Below are 19880 nucleotides of genomic sequence, written 5' to 3' on the forward strand. Positions count from 1 at the left end.
TCGTCACATGTTTCACGACACGCCCTAGGATCGGCCCGAGCAGAAAAAACCCGGCTTTCGCCGGGTTTTTTCTGCTTGAACGAAACGGATCAGATGTACTGGAACAGGCTCAGGTTCTGCACCTTGGAGAAGCTGCCACGCGCGGCGTCGAGCAGCATCTGGTTCTGCGCAAAATCACTGAGTGCCTTGGGCCAGTCCAGATCCTGCAACTTGGACAAGGTGGCCGTGTACTGGAGATTGATGTCCTCGTTGGTGCTGCGGACCGAATCGGTTTCCAGCATGCGCGCGCCGATGCTGGCCTGCGTGGCCAGTACCGTATCGAGCGAATTGGACAGATTCTTGATGACGCTATTGAGCTGGTTCTGGAAATCCGCCTGGCCCTTGCCGTCCCCCGCGGTGTTGTAGCTATTCAACGCCGACGAAAAATCCGCCAGCACACCGAAGAGATTGGTGTTCTTGCTGGCCGCGAGGGTGAAGGTGTCACCAGTCTTGGGCGCGCCACTGACGCTGACCTTCACGCCGAAATCCCAGTTGGCCACCAGCGGCGTGGCTTCGCCCGCCAACTGCTTGAACTCGATATCGGCCCCGGTCTTGTAGGTACGCGGGTAACTGTTCACGCCGGCCACGCTCGGGCGCGCACCGCCGTTGTAGTCGTAGCCATCGATCATCGACATGTTGTAGTTGGGGTTGGTGCTCCCATCGGGCAACGTGGCGCGGCTGTCGATGATGTCGTAGTTGGTGATCGGATCGCCGGTGGGGTTCTGCGGATCGGGAATCGAGTTGAACTCGATGCGGAAATCCTGCACGTTGGCCGCGTTGGCCCACTTGCTCGGGTCGAGCACTTCGCCGGTGGAAATGATGCCGGTGCCAGTGTTGGCCATGTTGGCCGCCGAGGTGAACGAACCATTGCCGGTCGGTACGCGCTGGAACAGCTTGCTGCCCGCCTCCGATACCGGAATGGTGCGCGACGCCGAAATCTGGATGCCACGCTGACCGTCGTCGCCGTTGTAGGTCACATTGCCGAAGCCCGCCTCGGTGAACGGCTTGGTGTCGCCGCGAAACCCCGAGAACAGGTACTCGCCGTTGCCGTCGGTGGCGTTCGCCAGGGCCAGCAGTTCCTGGTAGCGACCCTGCAACTCGGAATCCAGCATCTTCTTCTGGTCGGCGGTCTGCGTCGGGTTGCCGGCGGCGATCGCCAGCTGCTGCACGTTCTGGATCAGCGTGACGAGCTGGTTCAAGGTTTTTTCGGTCATCGCCAGCGATGTATCGGCGCTGTCGCTGTTGGTCGAATACTGGGTATTGATCGACTGCGCCTGGGTAATCTGCAATGCGCGCGACGACGCGATCGGGTCGTCCGACGGCGACAGCACCCGGCGCCCGGTCGCGAGCTGGTTCTGCAAGCGGGACTGCTGCGCCATGAGCCGGGAAATGCCCTGGGAGCCCGAGTTGTAGATAGTGTTCGTTGCGACGCGCATGGCTGCTTGCTCCTTATGCGATGTTGGCGATCTGATCGAACGTTTCTTTCGCGATCTGGATCACTTTGCTCGCCGCGACATAGGCCTGCTGATAACGCAGCAGGTTGGCGGCCTCTTCGTCGATATTCACGCCGGAAACGGAATCGCGGGCCGTTTCCGCCTGCGCCAGGATGGTGTCCTGCGCTTTGGACATGACGCTGGCCTCGTTGGTCTGGATACCGATGGTGGCCACCATCTGCCCGTAGGCTTCCTGGTAGGTGGAAGTTCCACCATTCAGCGTACGCGTGGTCTGCAATGCAGCCAATGCCAACGCGTTCCGGCCGTCGGCGCTGCCCGCGACATTGGGAGCGATCGATATCTTGTCGCCCACCGCGGCCACGCCATCCATCTTCATCGTCCAGCCATTGAAGGTGATATCGGCACCCGCCGTGTAGGTTTGAGGCGCGCTGGTCACGCCGGTGACCGTATCGGTGATGGTGTAGGTGGTCGCCGAGGTGAACTGGATGGTGACCGGGTTCTTCAATGCCGGGTTCAGCGCACCAGCCGTCGTGTCGGTGGGCGGCGGGTTCACGGTCGGCTGGGTGATGGTCAGCTTGCCGGTGTTCTGGCTATCCGGCGTGGCGATGACCGGCGCGGCGGCGGCAACCAGACGCGGGTCGGTCATCGTGACCGACATGCCTCGCACCAGACCGTCCAGCGGCTTGATGGTGAAACGGTCGCCCGCATTCATCGTGCCGCTGTCGATCCGCAGGGTCAGGCCATCCTGATCGATGCCCGCAGCCATCTCGGCCGCCGTGAACACGGTCTTGGTGCCATCCGACTTGCGGGTGAGGAAATAGTTGGTGCCGTCGTAGCCCAGTTCGTAGTTGCTGGTGGTCAGCTTGGTCACATCGTTGATGTAGCCGCCGATCTGGGCATTGCCGGTGTTGAGCGTATTGCTGTCGATGTCACCCAGCGCCGGCGGGAACGACCACGTGGTGGAAGCCGGAGCCGCGGGTGGCGCGCCGGTCAGTTGCAGCGTGGTGCCCAGCGCGGTATAGCCTGCGGCCATCTGTGCCGGCGTGATCGTCGCGGTCTGGTTGTCGGTCAGGCGCCGCAGGGTGTAGTTGGTACCGTCATAGGCCAGCGAATAATCGGACAGCGGAATCCCGTTCAGCGGCGAGGTCACGCTGACGCTCGCCCCGCCCAGATTGGCGGTGACGCTATTGGAGCGCGGAAAATCGAACATGTTGCCGCCGATATTGCCGTTCAGGTCCTGGCCGGCGCGGTGCTGCGCATTGAAGGTCTGGGCAAAGCCGAGCGCCACCTGCGCCAGATTGCTCTTGGCCAGGTCGAGCGATTGCGAGCGGAACTGCAACAGGCCCTGCAATGCCCCGCCGACCAGTTGCGATTCCGGCAGGTAGATGGTGTTGCCCTGTTGCCGATAAACCACCGCCAGCCGCGACGGATCGGCCTGCGACGGCTCGGTGGCCAGCTCGAAGCTGTTGCCGCCCACCACCAGGTTCTGGCCACTGCCGATGAACACGTTCATCGTGCCGTCGGTTTGCATCACCGTGGTGGCTTTGACGTAGCTGTTCAGCTCCTTGAGCATCTGGTCGCGCTGGTCGAGCAGGTCATTGGGCGGCTGGCCCGATGAGGATTGCACCGAGATTTCCTTGTTCAGCATCGCGATCTGCTTGCCCAGTGCGTTGATGCTGGCCACCGTGTTGTTCAGTTCGCCGTTGAGGTTGGTGTAGCTCTCGTTCAACTGGTTATCGACGGTCTGGAAGCGGGTGACCAGCGACTGCGCTGAAGCCAGCAGCGCCGAGCGCGCGGCCGTATCCGCCGGCTTGGTGGCGACGTTCTGTACCGCGGCGAAGAAGTTCTGGAGCGCCGGCGAGACGCCCGTGGTCGGATCGGCCACGATGTTGTCGATATCCTCGAGGTGCGACAGATAGGTCTGGAGATAGCTGGCGGCACTCTGCGCAGTCTGCACCTGGCGAGTCAGGAACTGGTCGTACACCCGCTGGATGCTGTCCACCTTCACGCCCAGGCCGGTGAAGCCGCTACCGGTCAGTTGGGGGTACGGGGCGCTCTGCTTCAGGTACTGGCGCGAAAACCCCGGCGTGTTGGTGTTGGCGATGTTGTGACCCGTCGTCACCAGGCCGAGATTGGCCGCGTTGAGACCGGAAACGCCGATATTGAATACGCTGGATGCCATGCTGTTACTCCCAGTTCAAAGCCATCGGCCGCTTCAGCCGATTCTTGAGGTGTCTTGGAACCGCGCCACCACATTGGCAACCCGGGCCAGTTTGTTGGCGTAGTTCGGATCGGTGGCATAGCCACCGGCCTGCAATGCGGCGCCATAGGCCGAGGCGTTGTCGCCCTGCGACATGGCGGATTTGTAACGACGCTGGATCAGGCCCGCGTAATCGGCAAACGCCTCGGTGTAGCTGTCGTAGGCGCGGAAGGTTTCCACCCGCTTCTGCGGCACGCCCCCCACGTATTCGGTGGTGGTGATGTCCACCGTCCTGCCCTTCCAGTCCGGCGTGGCCTTGATGCCGAACAGGTTGTGGCTGTCCTGGCCCGCCGCGTCGGTGATGGGCTTCTTGCCCCAGCCGGTTTCCAGTGCCGCGTGTGCCACCAGCAAAGCCGGGGAAACTCCCAGCACGCCGGCCGCGGTATCGGCGGCTGCGCCGATCCGATCCAGAAAACCAGAGGCCCCACCGGCATTTTTTGCCGACCCGGCGCGGGCTTCGGCGGCAGATTTCGCCGCCGCCAGCGAGGCCTGGACCTGTGCCTGGACCTGGGTCTGGAATGGCATGACAAAGGGATCGGCTTTCTTGCCGTAGGCCTGGTTGAGCAACGCCGGGTTGGTCTGGATCTCGATCTGGCGCACGATCGAATCGGCCAGGCCCGTTCCCCCGGCGCGAGTCCAGGTCTGCGAGAGCTGTTGGTCGTACATGCCGCGGAACATATCGGTCGCGGAGTTGTTGAATTCGTCGTACTGCGGCGTGGCTTCACGCATCGACTTCATCATCTGCTGGACCAGCAGTGCCTCGAACTGCCGCGCCACTTCGCGGCTGGCGGCTTTCGGGTCCTGCTTGTTGAGGAGGCGCATCCCATCCGCGCTGCGTACGTCGGCGGCGAAATCTCGGATGGGTTGGCTAGCCTTTGGGGTCAACATGATCTGGCACTCGGCTGGGTTCTCGCCCCTATTCCAGCAATTGCCGTGCCAGGAAAAATCCGAACACCCAGGCACGACCCAAAACACACAGGGCGCCCGGCCGGGGCGCCCTGTGTCACGCTGGGAATGCGCGGATCAGATCACTTCGAGCTGGGCACGCAAGCTGCCCGCTGCCTTCATTGCCTGCAGGATCGCCAGCAGGTCCTGCGGCGTGGCGCCCACGGCATTGAGCGCGCGCACCACATCGCGCAGGTTGGCCGCCTTGGGCAGCCGCACCACGCCACCGGAATCCGCTTCGATCTGGATATCGGCATTTTGCGTGGTGGTCGTCCGGCCCGCCGCCAGCGGGTTGGGCTGGGACACGGTATTGGTGGCATTGATGGTGACGGTGAGGTTGCCGTGCGAAATGGCACACGGGTCCACCGTGACCGACTGGTTCATCACCACCGAGCCGGTCCGCGCGTTGATGATCACCTTGGGCGCAGCTTCGGGCGTGCCGACTTCCACATTCTCCAGCCGCGACAGGAAAGCCACGCGCTGGTTGTTGTCCATGGGCGCGCGCACCTGGATCACCCGGCCATCAAGCGCGGCGGCCACCGGCCCCAGCGAGCCATTGATGGCATTGACCATGCGGCTGGCGGTGGTGAAGTCGGTTTCCAGCAGTTCGAGCTGCACGAACTCGCCCTGCCCCAGCGCGTTGGGCACCACACGTTCCACCGTGGCACCAGCCGGCACGCGCCCCGTGGCCAACTGGTTGATCTGCGTGCTGGACCCGGCCGCCTGCGCGCCGGCACCGGCCACGATCAGGTTGCCCTGCGCCATGGCGTAGATCTGGCCATCCGCGCCTTTGAGCGGCGTGAGGATCAACGTACCGCCACGCAGGCTTTTGGCATTGCCGATGGACGACACCGTCACGTCCAGCGGCTGGCCCGGGCGGGCAAAGGCCGGCAGCGAGGTGGTGACGGTGACGGCCGCGACATTCTTCAATTGCAGGTTGCCGCCACTGGGTACCTGGATACCCAGGTTGCCCAGCATGTTGATGACCGACTGCACGGTGAAGGGGGTCTGCGTGGTCTGGTCGCCGCTGCCATCCAGGCCGACCACCAGGCCATAACCGACCAGTTGGTTGGCCCGCACGCCGGCAAAGCTGGCCAGGTCGCGCACCTTCTCGGCATGGGCCGCCATCATGGTCAGGCAGGTGGCGCACAGCACGACGATCATCCGCAACATGTCTACCCCCTCAGAACGGCAGGACGTTCAGGAAGAATCGCTGCAACCAGCCCATGGTCTGGGCATCGGCCACGTACCCCTTGCCGACCTGCTCGATACGGGCATCGGCCACCTTGGTCGAGGAAATCGTATTCCCCGCCTGGATATCCATGGGGTTCACCACGCCGGTGAAACGCAGCGTGTTGACCTGCCCGTTCACCGCGATCTGGCGATCGCCACCAACCACCAGGTTGCCGTTGGGCATGACCTCGACCACGGTGACGGCGATGGTGCCGGTGAAGGTATTGGAATTGGTGGTGGCGCCCTTGCCGGCGAAGGTATTGGAACCGTCGGCCGTCACACCCGGGCTGCTGATGAATTTCTCGATGCTGCCCGGCACCATCGGCAGGTTGCCGGTCACGGAGTAATCCAGGTTGCCGGTGCGCGTGGCGCTGCTGTCCGACTTGTTGGTCGCGGACAGGTTTTCCTGCACCGCGATGGTCAGCAGGTCGCCGATATGCCGCGCCACCCGCTCTTCGAACAGCATGCGCGAGTTGGCGGCCTGGAAGATGGCCCCCTGGTTCTGGCTGGGCAGTAGCGGCTCGGTCGGGCGCGCGGTGGTGGGCTGCGTGACGATGCTGCGCGGTTCGAGCGCGCAAGCGGTCAGCAGCAGCGCAGCGAGGAGGAGGACGAATCTTTTCATGGCGCCATGTTACAGCTGAGTCAGCCGTTGCAGCATTTCATCCGAGGTGCGTACCGCGCGCGAGTTGATTTCGTAGGCGCGTTGCGCCTGGATCATGTTGACCAGTTCCTCGGTCACGTTGACGTTCGAGGTTTCCACATAATTCTGGTTGATGGCGCCCAGGCCATTGGTGCCCGGCTGACCCACCACCGGCGCGCCGGAGGCAGCGGTTTCCAGGAACAGGTTCTCGCCGATCGATTGCAGACCCGGCGGGTTGATGAAGGTGGCGAGCTGGATATTGCCCAGTTGCACCGGCGCGGCCGAGTCGTTGTTGATGATGGCCGTCACCGTGCCATCCTTGCCGATGCTCAGCTTGGTCGTCCCCTGCGGCACCTGCAACGCCGGCTGGATCTGGTAGCCGCTCATGGTGACGACGTTGCCCTGGCTATCCACCTGGAAGCCGCCATCGCGGGTATAGGCGGTCGTCCCGTCCGGCAGGGAAATCTGGAAGAAGCCTTCGCCGTTGATGGCCATGTCCAGCGGGCCATCGGTCAATTGCAGGTTGCCCTGCAGGAAGACGCGCGCGGTCGCCACCGGCTTGACGCCGGTGCCCAGCGCCAGCCCGGTGGGCAACTGGGTCTGCTGACTGGTGGAGGCGCCCGGCTGGCGCATGTTCTGGTACAGCAGATCCTCGAAGATCAGCCGTTGCCGCTTGTAACCGTTGGTGCTGACATTGGCCAGGTTGTTCGAGATGACGTCCACGTTCATCTGCTGGGCGTCCATGCCCGTCTTGGCGATCCACAGCGAGCGCATCATGGCGGTGTTTCCTTATCCCTGGAGCGACGGTCAGCCCGTCATCGTGATCAGTTGTGCGGCGGAGCGCGCGTTGGTATCGGCGGTCTGGATCAGCTTGACCTGCATGTCGTAATGGCGCTGCGCGGCGATCATGCCGACCAGCGAATCGACGGCGTTGACGTTGCTGGTTTCCATGAAGCCACCGGAGACGGTGACCGCGCCATCGGCCGGCGCCGGGGTGCCGTCACGCTGGCGGAACAGGCCATCGTTGCCGCGATCGAGCGTCGCCAGATTGGGGTTCACCAGCTTCAGCCGCCCCAGTTCGTTGACCTGCGCCGGATTATTGCGGTCGGCGCCGCTGATGGTGCCATCGGTACCGAAGGTGACGATGGTGTTTTCCGGCACGGTGATCGGGCCGTTCTCGCCCAGCACCGTCAGGCCATTGCGGGTTTTCAGCAGGCCGTTGGCATCGATCTCGAAGCCGCCGTTGCGCGTGTAGGCCTCGCCAGTGTCGGTTTGCACCGCGAACCAGCCACTGCCATTGACGGCCACGTCCAGCTCGCGTCCCGTTTGCTGGAGCGTGCCAGCGGCGAAATCGGAACCAGTCGTCTGCTCTACCACGAAGGCGCGGGTCGGCAAGGTACCGCCGCCGCCGATCACCGGCACCGCGCGAAAGCTTTCGAGCTGCGCGCGAAAGCCAGGCGTGCCGACATTGGCCAGGTTGTGCGCAATGGCTTCCTGGCGGTAGGCGCTGTTCTTGGCGCCCGTCATCGCGGTGTAGATCAGACGATCCATGGTCTAGGCCGGCCGTTCGTTACAGGTTGACGATGGTCTGCAGGATGGTGTCCTGCGCCTTGATGGTCTGCGTGTTGGCCTGATAGCTGCGCTGCGCGACGATCAGGTTCACCAGCTCGGCGGTCAGATCGACGTTGGCATCCTCCAGCGCGGCCGATTGCAGGCGGCCCAGGTCGGTGGTGCCAGGGTCGCCCACACGGGGCTGGCCGGATTCGAACGTCTCTGCCCAGCGGTTGTCGCCCAGCGGCGCCAGCCCCTGGACGTTGGCAAAGTTGGCCAGCACGATCTGGCCGACGGCCTTGGTCTGGTTGTTGGAGAACTGGGCGACGATGGTGCCGTCCTTGGCAATCGACATCCCGGTCAACACGCCGTCGGCGTAGCCATCCTGGTGCAGGGTGTTCACGCCGAAGTCGCTGCCGAACTGCGTGGAATTGGCGAAGTTCACGTTGAAGGTGAACGGGCTGGTCGCGCCGTTCGGTGCCACCAGCGTGGTGGAGAAGGTAAAGGCGCCCACGCTGTCGGCCGGCGTGCCGTCCAGGCGCCCGTTGCCGTCGAAGTATAAATAGCCCTGGGTACCCGGCGCCGCGGTCGGGCTGGCGGGCACAGGGTTTGCGCCGTCGAACGAGGTCTGCACTTCCCACTTGTTCACGTCGATCTTGGTGAAGAAGTATTGCACCGTGTGCGATACGCCCTGGGCGTCGTACACGGTGGCCGAGGTGGAGTGGGTATAGGTGGTCGGATCCGAGATGCTCAGCGGGCCGACGCCGGTGGGCGGCGCGGTGCGGTCGATGATGGGCTTGGAGGCATCCAGGTTGGCGGCAAGCTGTACGCCCGAATTGGGCAGGCCCGATGCGCCGGTGGCGCGTGCGCCGACATTGCTGACGGTCACTTGCAGTGGCACCGGCTGGCCGCCCTTGATCATGGCGCCGGTCACCGGGTCGGCCATCCAGCCGGTCAGGTTCTGGCCGTCATTGACGATATAGCCCTCGTTGTCGAGCTGGAACTGGCCGTTGCGGCTGTAGCTGATCGTGCCGCCCGAGCCTTGCAGGCGGAAGAAGCCATTACCGGTGATGGCGATGTCCAGCGGGTTGCTGGTGGTCGTGGTGTTGCCCTGGCCGAACTGCTGGGCAATGCCCTTCACCCGCACGCCGATACCCGCGATGTTGCTGGAAGAGGCAAAGGTGGAGGCGAAGACATCGGCGAATTCGGCGCGCGATCCCTTGAAACCCACGGTGTTGGCATTGGCAATGTTGTTGCCGATCACGTCGAGATTCTTCGACGAAGCGTTGAGCCCGCTCAGCCCCTGTTGGAAACCCATTTTGTTTCTCCTGGCAAATCTTGCCGGTGCGGCAACCGCCGCGCCCAGCCATCGCGATGATCGCGAACCGTTACATCACTTGCTGAATGGTGTCGAAGCCGACCTTTTCGCCGCTGGCCAGGTTGACCTGGACACCGCTCTTGCCGAATTCCACGCTCTTTACCTGCTGCCAGCCATTGACTGCCAGCTTGACTTCGTCGCCCGCGCTATTGAGGCCCTTGGCCACGATGTAGTACTTGCCCGCCTCGGCCTTGGTGCCGTCGGCCAGGGTGCCGTCCCATTCGAAGGGCAGGAATTCGCCCGGCTTGACGGTGCCCGACATCTGGTCGACCACCTTGCCGTCCTTGTCCAGGATGACCAGTGCCATCTGCGAGACGTCCTCGGGCACGGTGATGCCGGCCTCCAGCTTCTTGGCCGGATCGAAGTCGAACTCGCTTTGCGGCGCCATCACCTGCTTGCCGACCAGTGCCGCGGCCTGGATGCTCTGCGAGGCGCCGTAGGCACCCAGCAGGTTGGTCATGGCGACGTTCAGTTTTTCGATGCCCGTGACGGTATTGATCTGCGCGATCTGGCTGGTCATCTGCGCGTTGTCCATCGGGTTCATCGGATCCTGGCTCTGCAACTGCTTGACCAGCAGCTTGAGGAAGGTTTCCTGCTGCCCGGCCATGGCGCTGGTATTGGTCTCGGCCTTCTTGTTCAGTGCCGAGTAATCGAAAGCGGTATTGCCTACGGAGTTGGTGGTTGCCATGGTGATTCGCTCCTATCAGGACTGGCCGAGCTGCAAGGTGCGCAGCATCAGTGTTTTGGCGGTGTTCATCACGTCGGCGTTGGTCTGGTAGGCGCGCGACGCGGAAAGCATGTTGGTCATTTCTTCGACCACGTTCACATTGGGCATGGCGATATAGCCATTGGCATCGGCCAGCGGGTTCTTCGGGTCGTACACCAGCTTGGGCGGCGCCTGATCCTCGACCACCGCGGCCACGCGCACGCCCGGCAGACGGGAACCGTTGCCCAGCGAAGCGGCTTCGAACACCACCTGCTTGGCGCGATACGGCTGGCCGTTGGAACTGGTGACCGATTCGGCATTGGCCAGGTTGCTGGCCACGGTATTGAGGCGCATCGACTGCGCACGCATCGCCGAGGAAGCCACATCGAAAGTTCGGAACAGTGACATCGCCCGGCTCCTTATTGGGTCTGCATCGCGCCACGCAGCCCTTCGACGCGGCGCTGCATGAACGTGATCGCGGCCTGATAACGCACGGCGTTATCGGAGAACTCGCGCATTTCGGTATCCATCTCGACGGTATTGCCGTCGATGGAGGCCTGATAGGGGTTGCGGTACAGCAACTCAGGGGACAGCGGATCGACCGTATTCTTCGGTTGCAGGTGGCGCGCATCGGTCGTGGCCAGCGCACCGCCGGTGTGCTTGGCCGTGGCGGCGACAAAGGCGGCCTTGAAATCGAAGTCGCGCGCCTTGTACTGCGGGGTATCGCCATTGGCGATGTTCGCGGCCAGTACTTCCTGGCGCTGGCTTCTCAGCTTGAGCGCGGTTTCCTGCGGGTGAAAATAAGCGTCGATACGACCGAGCATGATGGGCTTTCCCGTTGAGTCTGCCCATCGGGTAAGCAGAAAGCGTGCCACAGGCTCAATCGGCCAGAATTGCGGGTTTGGCGGGTGAAGTGCGGCGGCACCGACGCGGAAGGCGGCAAGGATTGCCGGCCAGGAACGGCATCGGCCGCACAAGGCGGCCGAGGGGCGGAACAGGATGGGGAACGATCAGGAGCCTTCTGCCGCCGTCATGCGCGGCGCCCGCCTCGCTTGGGCGGCCGGGCCGGGCTGCGTGCCCGGCGCCGTGGATCAACGCCCGTTTTTGCGAGGGCAGGCCGCGCAACCATCGCGCGGACAAACCTTGTCCAATGATTGCGAAAGGGAACAGACCGAACGGCGGCAGGCGACGAAGCGGATGTTCTCTTCGTTTGCCAGCTCCCGGTAGTGCCGCATCACGTTATGGCCAAGGAAATCGGTGAACAGGATGATGAGGTCCACCCCCTTGAGGCTGGCCGGCTTGCGCTGATGGGCGGCGTGACGCCCCGATACATGTTTGTAGATCGAGATGCCATATTGGGTGAGCAGGTCAGGGATGTTTCCCAGCACGTCGGCGCCAACCAGGTATGCGTTCATTCCGGAGTTCCTTGTCATGGAATAACCGCACGGATTGCGCGGCCTTTTCAAATGAGACTAATTCTCATTTATAGAAGAAGTTTTGGCAAGTGCCAATCCGATGAAAGGCGCACGACAACCTGGTGTTCGCAGTTGTGTGTTAAACAGTTGTTTCATTTAATGCTGATGTATTTAAAATCGACAGGATAAATGTGTCCACTTTCAAGGAAGGCGCCCCCGCTTGCTTCCGGTCAAACCGCGCGCAAGCTGGAACACGCCTAATTGGCGGTCGGATCACAACAGGCTGGCTGTAGGCAGCCGGCAGGCAGAGCAGATGTCCGATGCCACCCTCCTCCAGAGGCTGGCGCCACCATCAATGCAGGGAGGATTAAACCAATGTTGATCGCGATTGCCGCCGAAACGCATCCGGGCGAGTTCCGGGTGGCGGCGACACCGGAGACGGTGAAGAAATACGTGGCACAGGGCCACACGGTCCGGGTCGCCGCCGGCGCGGGCCGGGGAGCCGCCATTCCCGACGAGGCCTATATCGCGGCAGGCGCAACCATCGCCAGCGATGGCGGTGTCTATGCCGGTGCCGAACTGGTACTGAGAGTCCGCGCGCCCAGCGAGGCCGATCTGGCCAACATTCCGGATGGGGCGGCCATCATCGCCCTGTTCGATGCGCAACGCTATCCGCACAAGCGCTGGCTGGCGGACAAGCGCCTGACCGCCTTCGCGCTGGAGCGCATGCCGCGTACCTCGCGCGCGCAGTCGATGGACGTGCTGTCGTCGCAAGCCAACGTGGCGGGCTATCGCGCCGTGCTCAAAGCCTGCCAGTACTACCCACGTTTCATGCCGATGATGATGACCGCAGCCGGCACCGTGAAGCCCGCGCGCGTGCTGATCCTGGGCACCGGCGTGGCCGGCCTGCAGGCCATCGCCACCGCCAAGCGTCTGGGTGCCGTGGTCGAAGCCTTCGACGTGCGCCCCGTCGCGCGCGAACAGGTGGAATCGCTGGGCGCCCGCTTTGTCGAGGTCCCCGCTGACGACGAGCAATCGGCCGAGACCAGCGGCGGCTACGCCCGCGAAATGTCGGCGGACTACAAGGCTCGCCAGGCGGCATTGATCGCCGAACGTGCGCGCGAAGCCGACATCGTGATCACCACCGCGCAGATTCCCGGCAAGCCGGCACCGGTGCTGCTCACGCCAGAAACCGTCGAAACCATGAAGCACGGCAGCGTGATCGTCGACCTAGCGGTGGAAAGCGGCGGCAACTGCCCGCTGTCGCGGCTGGATCAGGTGGTGAACACCCCCAACGGCGTCACCGTGCTGGGCTCCGGCAACCTGCCTTCGGAACTGGCCGCCGACGCTTCCGCAATGTTCGCGCGCAACGTGCTGACCTTCGGCACGCTGCTGTTCGACAAGGAAGCCAGGCTCGCGCTCAACTTCGAGGACGACATCGTCGAAGCCACCTGCATCGCCCACCAGGGCGAATTGAAGAATCTCTGATCCGGGAACCAATCATGAACGAACCGATTGCCCAGGCGGCCTCCGCCATTGCGCAGGCCGGTGGCGTCGATCCTGTCGTCGCCAGCCTGACCGTTTTCGTCCTAGCCATCTTCGTCGGCTACCACGTGGTGTGGAACGTCACGCCGGCATTGCACACCCCGCTGATGGCCGTGACCAACGCCATTTCCGGCATCATCGTGGTCGGCGCCATGTTGCAGGTGGTCGATATCCAGGGTGAAGTCATCACGCTGACCAGCGTGCTCGGCGCCATCGCAGTCTTCATTGCCAGCATCAACATCTTCGGCGGCTTCCTGGTCACGCGCCGGATGCTGGAAATGTTCAAGAAGAAGGAGCGCTGAGATGCAGAACCTCTACGCGATCTCCTATGTGATTTCGGCCATCCTGTTCATCCTCTCGCTGCGCGGCCTGTCGTCGCCGGTATCCGCCCGGCGCGGCAATGTCTACGGCATGATCGGCATGGGCCTGGCCGGCGTCACCACGCTGTTCGTGGCACAGGGCCCGGTGCTGTGGCTGATCGCCATCGCCGTGGTCGCGGGTGCCCTGGTCGGCGCCTGGAAAGCCAAGACCGTCGCCATGACCGCAATGCCCGAACTGGTCGCCGCCATGCACTCGCTGGTCGGTCTGGCTGCCGTGCTGATCGCGGTCGCCGCGATTTACCACACTGGCCAGAGCCACACCCAGGTGCAGAAGATCGAACTGTTCCTCGGTGCCTTCATCGGCGCGATCACCTTTACCGCGTCCATCGTCGCCTGGGGCAAGCTGTCGGGCCGCTTCGCGTCCAAGCCGGTGCGCTTTGCCGGCCAGCACGTGTTCAACCTGGTGGTGTTCCTCGCCATGGTGGGCTTCGGTGTCGCCTACTTCGTCACGGACAGCCATAGCGCCTTCCTGATGATGCTGGTCCTGGCCCTGTTGCTGGGCGTGATGGTGATCGTGCCCATCGGCGGCGCCGACATGCCGGTGGTGGTGTCGATGCTGAACTCGTACTCGGGCTGGGCCGCGGCCGGCATCGGCTTCACGCTGGACAACTCGGTGCTGATCATCGCCGGTGCCTGCGTGGGCTCCAGCGGCGCCATCCTCAGCTACATCATGTGCCGTGCGATGAACCGCTCGCTGGTTTCGGTGCTGCTGGGTGGCTTTGGCGCCGCCGAAGGCACCGCCGCATCCGGTGACGGCGCTGCGCGGAACTACAAGTCCGGCAGCCCCGAGGACGCCGCCTTCCTGATGTCCAACGCCGAAAGCGTGGTGATCGTTCCCGGCTATGGCCTGGCCGTATCGCGCGCCCAGCATGCCCTGCAGGAACTGACCACGATGCTGGAAGAGCATGGCGTGAAGGTCCGCTATGCCATCCACCCGGTGGCCGGCCGGATGCCGGGCCACATGAACGTGCTGCTGGCCGAAGCCGAAGTGCCTTACGACAAGGTGCTGGAAATGGAAGAAATCAACAGCGAGTTCCCCACCACCGACGTGGTACTGGTGATCGGCGCCAACGACGTGGTGAATCCCGCCGCCAAGAGCGATACCACCAGCCCGATCTACGGCATGCCGATCCTGGATGCCTACAAGGCGCGCACGGTGCTGGTGGTCAAGCGTTCGATGAGCGTGGGCTATGCCGGCCTGGACAACGATCTGTTCTACATGGACAAGACCATGATGGTGTTTGGCGACGCCAAGAAGGTGGTCGAAGAAATGCTACACGCGATCTGATCCGGGTCGTGGCATGCCGGCCTGTCCGATCCGGCAAGCAGTGATCCGGACAGGCCACAACGACGCCGCCCTACCCGGGCGGCGTTTTTGATCGTAACGCCATCGCGCGGTTGACTTTCGCCAGCGGAGCCGCCAAAGCTAAGGCATCCGTCCGTCAGCGAACGCCATGATCCGCGCCTATCTCGCCCTGCTGCTCCTGATCTGCATCTCCGGCCTTGCACTCGCCACCGATCCCACGCCCACCCCGATAGCCGACGCTCCCGCCACGGTGCGTCTCCTCAATCGCGACATCGTCACCTTCCGCGTACCGCTGCTGGGCTATACCCCGCAGCAACGCGCCGTCGCCACGGAAAAGCACATCCAGCGCCTGCTGGGAAACGCCCAGCCCCGGCTGGTGGACGCGGTGACGGGCCCATCGGGCGCGGTCATCTCGTATGACGGGATACCGCTGTTCTCGATCATGCACGGCGATGTCGACGTGCTGGGGGGAGACACCCTGGAAGGTACGGTGCAACAGGCCCAGAGTGGCCTGACCGAAATCATCGCGGACAGCCAGTCGTTCCGCACGCCTGCCCAGTACGCCTGGGCTTTCGGCAAGGTGGCGCTCGCCACCCTGCTGACGCTGCTGGTGGGCGGGGTGCTGATGCGCGTGGGCCGCTGGTCCAACCGGCGCGCCACCCAACTGGTGATGATGACGGCCCGGCGCGCCCCGGCGGGCATCCTCACCGTCACGCCGGGCACCGCGCGGCGCCTGGTGCACTATCTGGGACTGATGGTGGTGTGGCCGATGGTGCTGGTGCTCGGCTATAGCTGGCTGTCCATCGTGCTCGCCCAGTTCCCGCACACCCGTATCTGGGCGGAACAACTGGATCACTATGTGCTGGGGTTTCTGGGCGATGCGATTTCGGCGGTACTGGATGCGCTGCCGGGGCTGGCCATCGCCGTATTCATCATCTTCATCACCCGCTGGGTGACCCGGGTGGTCAATGCACTGTTCCAGCGGGTGGAAACCGGCAGTCTGCGCTGGGATCTGCTGGATGCCGACACCGCCTCCACCAGCCGGCGCCTGCTGATCTGCCTGATCTGGCTCATTGCGCTGGCGATGATCTACCCCTACCTGCCCGGCGCCAATACCGACGCCTTCAAGGGCCTGTCGGTGATGGTCGGCCTGATGGTTTCACTAGGTGCTTCCAGCGTGGTCAGCCAGTTCGCCAGCGGCCTGATCCTGATCTACAGCCGCTCGCTGAAGCTGGGCGAGTATGTGCAGATCGGCGAGCACGAAGGGACGGTCGCCGAGATCGGATTGTTCGCCACCAAGATCCACACCAATCTGCGCGAGGAAGTGGCCATTCCCAACTCGGTGCTGGTCAGCCAGAACGTCAAGAACTTCAGTCGGCTGGCCGGCGGCGGTGGGGTCATCGTCTCGGTGGTGATGACCATCGGCTACGACACACCCTGGCGCCAGGTAGAGGCGATGATGCTGGAAGGCGCGCGCCGCACCGAGGGCATCCGCAGCATCCCGGAGCCGATGGTGCTGCAAACGTCGCTGTCCGACTTCTACGTGGAGTACAACCTGCGCGTCGCGCTGGACGAACCGCGCCGCCGGATCGAGATCCTCGATGAGCTGCACGGGCATCTCCAGGATGTCTTCAACGAGTTCGGCGTCCAGATCATGAGCCCGAATTACGAGGCCGATCCGGATTCGCCCAAGGTAGTGCCACCCGCCAATTGGTATCTGGCACCAGCAAAAAAGCCGGGCCAGCGCGACGCAAGCTGATAGGGTAGCAATCTCCTTCCCCCGGATCGGCCTCCATGCCCCACCTGACCGTCGAATACACCGACAACCTGCCCACGCTGACGCCGCTGCCTTTGTTGCAGGCGCTGAACCATACCCTGGCGGCAACCGGGCTGTTCAACGAAATCGACATCAAGTCCCGCGCCCGGGTGCTCGATGCCTACGTAGTCGGTACCGCCGGCGGCGAGCGCGCCTTCGTCCATGCCCGGCTCGCCGTGCTCGCCGGCCGGCCCGAATCGGAACGCATCAAGCTGGGGCAGCGTTTGCTGGCGGTCTTGCAGGATCGGATCGAGGCTCCGGCCGGCACGCACCTGCAATGCTGCGCGGAAGTGATCGAAATCGAGCGCGAAAGCTACGCGAAGTCCAGCAACTGACGCAGTCGCTCAATCATCGAGGCGCAGCACCACCTTGCCCAGATTGTGGTTGGCTGCGACATGGGCATGCGCGGCAGCGGCATCCGCCAGCGGGAACACCCGGTCCAGCGTCAGCCGGACCTGGCCATCGCCCAGCCGCGGCAACAGCCATGGCCAGAGCGCAGCGCCGATCTCCGCCTTGCGCGCCACCGGCAGCGCGCGCAAGGTGCTGCCGATCAATTGCTGCCGCTTCACCAGCAGCAGGCCCAGGTTGGCCTGCGCCTGAACACCGCGGAGCAGGCCGATCAGTACGATGCGGCCATCCATGCCCAGACAGGCCTGATTGCGCGCCAGGTAATCGCCACCCACCGTATCCAGGATCAGCCCCACTTCCCCCATCGCCTTGACCTCGGCGGCAAAGTCGCCGGTTCGATGATCGACGACCAGATCAGCGCCCAGTTCGCGACACCACGCGCACTTTGCATCGCCCCCGGCGGTCGCTGCCACCCAGGCACCATGGCAGTGCGCCAACTGGATCGCCGCGCTGCCCACTCCGCTGGCGCCGGCATGAACCAGCACCCGCGTGCCGGCGTGCAAGCCACCCAGTTCCACCAGGTTGAGCCAGGCCGTCAGCCACACTTCCGGCAGGCTGGCCGCCTGTTCGAAACCGAGGGTGGATGGTTTGGCCACCGCCAGGCTGGCATCGAGCAGGCAGTATTCGGCGTAACCGCCGCCAGCCACCAGTCCCAGCACCGGGTCACCCATGACAAACTGCGTGACCGCTGTGCCCACCTCGACCACTTCGCCGGCGATCTCCAGGCCGAGCACCGGCGATTCGCCACGCGGAGGCGGATAGCTACCGGCCGCCTGCGCCAGATCGGCGCGGTTCACGCCCGCCGCGCGCACGCGCACCAGCAACTGACCGGGGCCAGGCACCGGGCGCTCGATCTCTCCCAGGGTCAATGGCTGGCCCGGCAGGGGCGGCAGGATGGCACGCATGGGCAGGTCCTCAGGTTTCGGAAATGCCGGCCAGCCGCTCCGTTTCGAACTGGTGCGGCAAGGCCAGGTACTCCTGTGATTGCATCTCGGTCAGGCGGCTGGCGGTGCGGAAGAACTCGCTGGCCTGTACGCCTTCGGTATACAGCGTGTCGGCGTCGGTCTCGGCGGAAATGATGAGCTTGACCCGGTGGTCGTAGAACACGTCCACCAGCCAGGTAAAGCGGCGCGCCGCATTGGCGCTGGCCGGCCCCAGGCGCGGGATGCCCGATAACAGCACGGTGTGGTACTCGCGCGCCAGTTGCAGGTAATCGGCCTGGGCCCGGCCATCGCCGCACAGGGTGGCGAAGTCGAACCAGACCACGCCCGGGGCGTGCCGGCGTGCCACGATGCGTCGCCCTTCGATGGTCAGCGTGCCGGACACGTCGCGGCCAGTGCTGATCGCCGAAAACAGCGTATCCAGCTCGGCATCGGCGGCCGCGTCCGCCGGGGTCAGATAGGTGCGGGCGCGCGACAGCGTGCGCATCCGGTAGTCCTGGCCGCCATCGACGTTCAGCACTTCCATGTGCGTTTTGATCAGCTCGATCGCGGGCAGGAAATTGGCGCGCTGCAAGCCGTTGGGATAAAGGTTGTCCGGCGCGTAGTTGCTGGTGGCCACCAGGACCACACCGCGCGCGAAGAACTGCTCGAGCAGGCGACGCAAAATCATGGCGTCGGCAATGTCGGACACATGGAATTCGTCGAAACACAGCACCCGGACGGCGCGCGCCCACTTTTCGGCCAGCCGCGCCAGCGGATCGTCGCTGCCCTGCTGCTTCTTCAGCTCGGCATGCACTTCCTGCATGAAGTGATGGAAGTGCAGGCGACGTTTGCGCCGATAAGGCAGGCCGGCATAGAAGGCATCCATCAGGAAGCTCTTGCCACGCCCTACTCCACCCCAGAAATACAACCCGCGCGGCAAATCCGGCTGCGGCAACAGGCTCTTGCCGAATAGCCGATTGCGCTTGCGCTTGAACTCCACCAGCGCCTGCCACAGCATCTCCAGCCGATCGATGGCCTCCGCCTGGGCGGGGTCGAAGATGAAGCCGGGGTTGCCGGCAAGGCCGTCATACCAGGTACGCGGGCTGACGCCGGCGGCGGGAGGGGCGATCACGTGTTGCGACATACGGCGGTTTTCAGGGGGCAAAGGCGCATTATGCCGGAGCGTGGCCGCCAGGTTGGCGTGCCGGCCGGCTAAACGAAAAAAAGCCCCGGGATCCCGGGGCTTTCTGGTCCCTGCGTCGGCAGGTCGTCGCCATTACAGCGAGGAGGCTTCCGAAGCCAGGTATTCGGCCACGCCCTTGGCGTCGGCCTTCATGCCTTTCTTACCCTTGTTCCAACCGGCCGGGCACACTTCGCCGTGCTCTTCGGTGAACTGGAGGGCATCGACGGTACGCAGGGTTTCGTCGATGTTGCGGCCCAGCGGCAGGTCGTTCACCAGTTGGTGACGCACCACGCCGGACTTGTCGATCAGGAAGGTGCCGCGGAATGCCACGCCGTCGGCGGACTCCACATCGAAGGCCTTGGCGATTTCGTGCTTCACGTCGGCGACCAGGGTGTAGCCGACCGGGCCGATGCCACCCTTGTCCACCGGGGTGTTGCGCCATGCGCTATGGGTGAACTGGCTGTCGATGGATACACCGATCACTTCCACGTTGCGCTTCTTGAATTCTTCCAGGCGGTGGTCGAATGCGATCAGTTCCGACGGGCAGACGAAGGTGAAGTCCAGCGGATAGAAGAACACGACGGCGTACTTGCCCTTGATGTTGTCGTGCAGGTGGTATTGATCGACGATCTGGCCGTTGCCGAGTACGGCGGCGGCGGTGAATGCGGGAGCTTGTTTGCCAACGAGGACAGCCATGG

20 protein-coding genes are annotated in these 19880 nt (G+C 63.9%); 5 read left to right on the forward strand and 15 right to left on the reverse strand.

Translation table 11 applies throughout. The features are described from left to right. Positions 1-89: 89 nt before the first annotated feature. From flgL to FAZ21_RS09435, 12 genes are all read right to left on the reverse strand, one after another. Positions 90-1475, reverse strand: coding sequence for a flagellar hook-associated protein FlgL (flgL, locus tag FAZ21_RS09380; protein WP_136773183.1), 1386 nt, complete (start codon positions 1473-1475; stop codon positions 90-92). 13 nt (positions 1476-1488) lie between these two features. Continuing rightward, the gene (gene flgK / locus FAZ21_RS09385) at positions 1489-3675 is read right to left on the reverse strand and encodes a flagellar hook-associated protein FlgK (protein WP_136773184.1); all 2187 of its coding nucleotides are present in this window, start codon (positions 3673-3675) and stop codon (positions 1489-1491) included. Positions 3676-3708: 33 nt separating this feature from the next. Next, positions 3709-4641 carry a flagellar assembly peptidoglycan hydrolase FlgJ gene (gene flgJ / locus FAZ21_RS09390; RefSeq protein ID WP_136773185.1) on the reverse strand — a complete coding sequence of 311 codons (933 nt, stop codon included), beginning with the start codon at positions 4639-4641 and terminating at the stop codon, positions 3709-3711. Positions 4642-4776: 135 nt separating this feature from the next. Continuing rightward, entirely contained in the window at positions 4777-5871 is a 1095-nt protein-coding gene (locus tag FAZ21_RS09395; RefSeq protein WP_136773186.1) for a flagellar basal body P-ring protein FlgI, read from the reverse strand. 10 nt (positions 5872-5881) lie between these two features. Beyond that, a complete protein-coding gene (locus FAZ21_RS09400; protein ID WP_136773187.1) occupies positions 5882-6553 on the reverse strand; it encodes a flagellar basal body L-ring protein FlgH in 672 nt (223 codons plus the stop codon). Between the two features lie 9 nt (positions 6554-6562). Continuing rightward, on the reverse strand, positions 6563-7348 hold the full coding sequence (gene flgG / locus FAZ21_RS09405; RefSeq protein ID WP_136773188.1) for a flagellar basal-body rod protein FlgG: 786 nt from the start codon (positions 7346-7348) through the stop codon (positions 6563-6565). A gap of 30 nt (positions 7349-7378) precedes the next feature. Beyond that, positions 7379-8122, reverse strand: a complete 744-nt coding sequence (flgF, locus tag FAZ21_RS09410; RefSeq protein WP_136773189.1) for a flagellar basal-body rod protein FlgF — start codon at positions 8120-8122, stop codon at positions 7379-7381. A 19-nt stretch (positions 8123-8141) separates the two neighbouring features. After that, the gene (gene flgE, locus FAZ21_RS09415; protein WP_136773190.1) at positions 8142-9440 is read right to left on the reverse strand and encodes a flagellar hook protein FlgE; all 1299 of its coding nucleotides are present in this window, start codon (positions 9438-9440) and stop codon (positions 8142-8144) included. Positions 9441-9510: 70 nt separating this feature from the next. Next, positions 9511-10188: a flagellar hook assembly protein FlgD gene (locus tag FAZ21_RS09420; RefSeq protein WP_136773191.1), complete on the reverse strand. Its 678-nt coding sequence runs from the start codon at positions 10186-10188 to the stop codon at positions 9511-9513. 15 nt (positions 10189-10203) lie between these two features. Continuing rightward, on the reverse strand, positions 10204-10614 hold the full coding sequence (gene flgC, locus FAZ21_RS09425; protein ID WP_136773192.1) for a flagellar basal body rod protein FlgC: 411 nt from the start codon (positions 10612-10614) through the stop codon (positions 10204-10206). 11 nt (positions 10615-10625) lie between these two features. Next, entirely contained in the window at positions 10626-11030 is a 405-nt protein-coding gene (gene flgB, locus FAZ21_RS09430) for a flagellar basal body rod protein FlgB (RefSeq protein ID WP_136773193.1), read from the reverse strand. A 267-nt stretch (positions 11031-11297) separates the two neighbouring features. After that, the gene (locus FAZ21_RS09435; RefSeq protein ID WP_136773194.1) at positions 11298-11621 is read right to left on the reverse strand and encodes a DUF2325 domain-containing protein; all 324 of its coding nucleotides are present in this window, start codon (positions 11619-11621) and stop codon (positions 11298-11300) included. 375 nt (positions 11622-11996) lie between these two features. On the opposite strand from FAZ21_RS09435, the gene FAZ21_RS09440 reads away from it, so the two are divergent. The 5 genes from FAZ21_RS09440 (at position 11997) to FAZ21_RS09460 (ending at position 17003) form a co-directional block, all read left to right on the forward strand. Beyond that, positions 11997-13109 (forward strand): Re/Si-specific NAD(P)(+) transhydrogenase subunit alpha, encoded by a 1113-nt coding sequence (locus FAZ21_RS09440; RefSeq protein WP_136773195.1) that lies wholly within the window; start codon positions 11997-11999, stop codon positions 13107-13109. Positions 13110-13123: 14 nt separating this feature from the next. Then, positions 13124-13468 carry a proton-translocating transhydrogenase family protein gene (locus FAZ21_RS09445; RefSeq protein ID WP_211243421.1) on the forward strand — a complete coding sequence of 115 codons (345 nt, stop codon included), beginning with the start codon at positions 13124-13126 and terminating at the stop codon, positions 13466-13468. Position 13469: 1 nt separating this feature from the next. Continuing rightward, positions 13470-14834, forward strand: coding sequence for an NAD(P)(+) transhydrogenase (Re/Si-specific) subunit beta (locus FAZ21_RS09450; protein WP_136773196.1), 1365 nt, complete (start codon positions 13470-13472; stop codon positions 14832-14834). 166 nt (positions 14835-15000) lie between these two features. Then, a complete protein-coding gene (locus FAZ21_RS09455) occupies positions 15001-16611 on the forward strand; it encodes a mechanosensitive ion channel family protein (protein ID WP_136773197.1) in 1611 nt (536 codons plus the stop codon). A 35-nt stretch (positions 16612-16646) separates the two neighbouring features. Next, positions 16647-17003 (forward strand): 5-carboxymethyl-2-hydroxymuconate Delta-isomerase, encoded by a 357-nt coding sequence (locus FAZ21_RS09460; RefSeq protein ID WP_136773198.1) that lies wholly within the window; start codon positions 16647-16649, stop codon positions 17001-17003. A 9-nt stretch (positions 17004-17012) separates the two neighbouring features. Here the strand turns inward: FAZ21_RS09460 and FAZ21_RS09465 are convergent, their stop codons facing one another. From FAZ21_RS09465 to FAZ21_RS09475, 3 genes are all read right to left on the reverse strand, one after another. After that, on the reverse strand, positions 17013-17981 hold the full coding sequence (locus FAZ21_RS09465) for an NAD(P)H-quinone oxidoreductase (protein ID WP_211243422.1): 969 nt from the start codon (positions 17979-17981) through the stop codon (positions 17013-17015). A 10-nt stretch (positions 17982-17991) separates the two neighbouring features. Continuing rightward, a complete protein-coding gene (gene zapE, locus FAZ21_RS09470; protein WP_136773200.1) occupies positions 17992-19143 on the reverse strand; it encodes a cell division protein ZapE in 1152 nt (383 codons plus the stop codon). A gap of 132 nt (positions 19144-19275) precedes the next feature. Then, complete coding sequence (locus tag FAZ21_RS09475; RefSeq protein WP_136773201.1) at positions 19276-19878, reverse strand: peroxiredoxin; 603 nt, start codon at positions 19876-19878, stop codon at positions 19276-19278. Positions 19879-19880 lie beyond the last annotated feature (2 nt).

It is taken from the genome of Chitiniphilus eburneus, assembly GCF_005048205.1.
GTDB lineage: Bacteria > Pseudomonadota > Gammaproteobacteria > Burkholderiales > Chitinibacteraceae > Chitiniphilus > Chitiniphilus eburneus.

Bases quoted from the DNA above. Each gene is read 5' to 3' on its own strand.
- FAZ21_RS09435 (WP_136773194.1), bottom strand. From the start codon at position 11,621: ATGAACGCATACCTGGTTGGCGCCGACGTGCTGGGAAACATCCCTGAC.
- flgK (WP_136773184.1), bottom strand. From the start codon at position 3,675: ATGGCATCCAGCGTATTCAATATCGGCGTTTCCGGTCTCAACGCGGCC.
- FAZ21_RS09400 (WP_136773187.1), bottom strand. From the start codon at position 6,553: ATGAAAAGATTCGTCCTCCTCCTCGCTGCGCTGCTGCTGACCGCTTGC.
- zapE (WP_136773200.1), bottom strand. From the start codon at position 19,143: ATGTCGCAACACGTGATCGCCCCTCCCGCCGCCGGCGTCAGCCCGCGT.
- flgJ (WP_136773185.1), bottom strand. From the start codon at position 4,641: ATGTTGACCCCAAAGGCTAGCCAACCCATCCGAGATTTCGCCGCCGAC.
- flgE (WP_136773190.1), bottom strand. From the start codon at position 9,440: ATGGGTTTCCAACAGGGGCTGAGCGGGCTCAACGCTTCGTCGAAGAAT.
- flgC (WP_136773192.1), bottom strand. From the start codon at position 10,614: ATGTCACTGTTCCGAACTTTCGATGTGGCTTCCTCGGCGATGCGTGCG.
- FAZ21_RS09440 (WP_136773195.1), top strand. From the start codon at position 11,997: ATGTTGATCGCGATTGCCGCCGAAACGCATCCGGGCGAGTTCCGGGTG.
- FAZ21_RS09455 (WP_136773197.1), top strand. From the start codon at position 15,001: ATGATCCGCGCCTATCTCGCCCTGCTGCTCCTGATCTGCATCTCCGGC.
- flgL (WP_136773183.1), bottom strand. From the start codon at position 1,475: ATGCGCGTCGCAACGAACACTATCTACAACTCGGGCTCCCAGGGCATT.
- FAZ21_RS09420 (WP_136773191.1), bottom strand. From the start codon at position 10,188: ATGGCAACCACCAACTCCGTAGGCAATACCGCTTTCGATTACTCGGCA.
- flgG (WP_136773188.1), bottom strand. From the start codon at position 7,348: ATGATGCGCTCGCTGTGGATCGCCAAGACGGGCATGGACGCCCAGCAG.
- FAZ21_RS09465 (WP_211243422.1), bottom strand. From the start codon at position 17,981: ATGCGTGCCATCCTGCCGCCCCTGCCGGGCCAGCCATTGACCCTGGGA.
- flgF (WP_136773189.1), bottom strand. From the start codon at position 8,122: ATGGATCGTCTGATCTACACCGCGATGACGGGCGCCAAGAACAGCGCC.
- FAZ21_RS09460 (WP_136773198.1), top strand. From the start codon at position 16,647: ATGCCCCACCTGACCGTCGAATACACCGACAACCTGCCCACGCTGACG.
- FAZ21_RS09475 (WP_136773201.1), bottom strand. From the start codon at position 19,878: ATGGCTGTCCTCGTTGGCAAACAAGCTCCCGCATTCACCGCCGCCGCC.
- FAZ21_RS09450 (WP_136773196.1), top strand. From the start codon at position 13,470: ATGCAGAACCTCTACGCGATCTCCTATGTGATTTCGGCCATCCTGTTC.
- flgB (WP_136773193.1), bottom strand. From the start codon at position 11,030: ATGCTCGGTCGTATCGACGCTTATTTTCACCCGCAGGAAACCGCGCTC.
- FAZ21_RS09395 (WP_136773186.1), bottom strand. From the start codon at position 5,871: ATGTTGCGGATGATCGTCGTGCTGTGCGCCACCTGCCTGACCATGATG.
- FAZ21_RS09445 (WP_211243421.1), top strand. From the start codon at position 13,124: ATGAACGAACCGATTGCCCAGGCGGCCTCCGCCATTGCGCAGGCCGGT.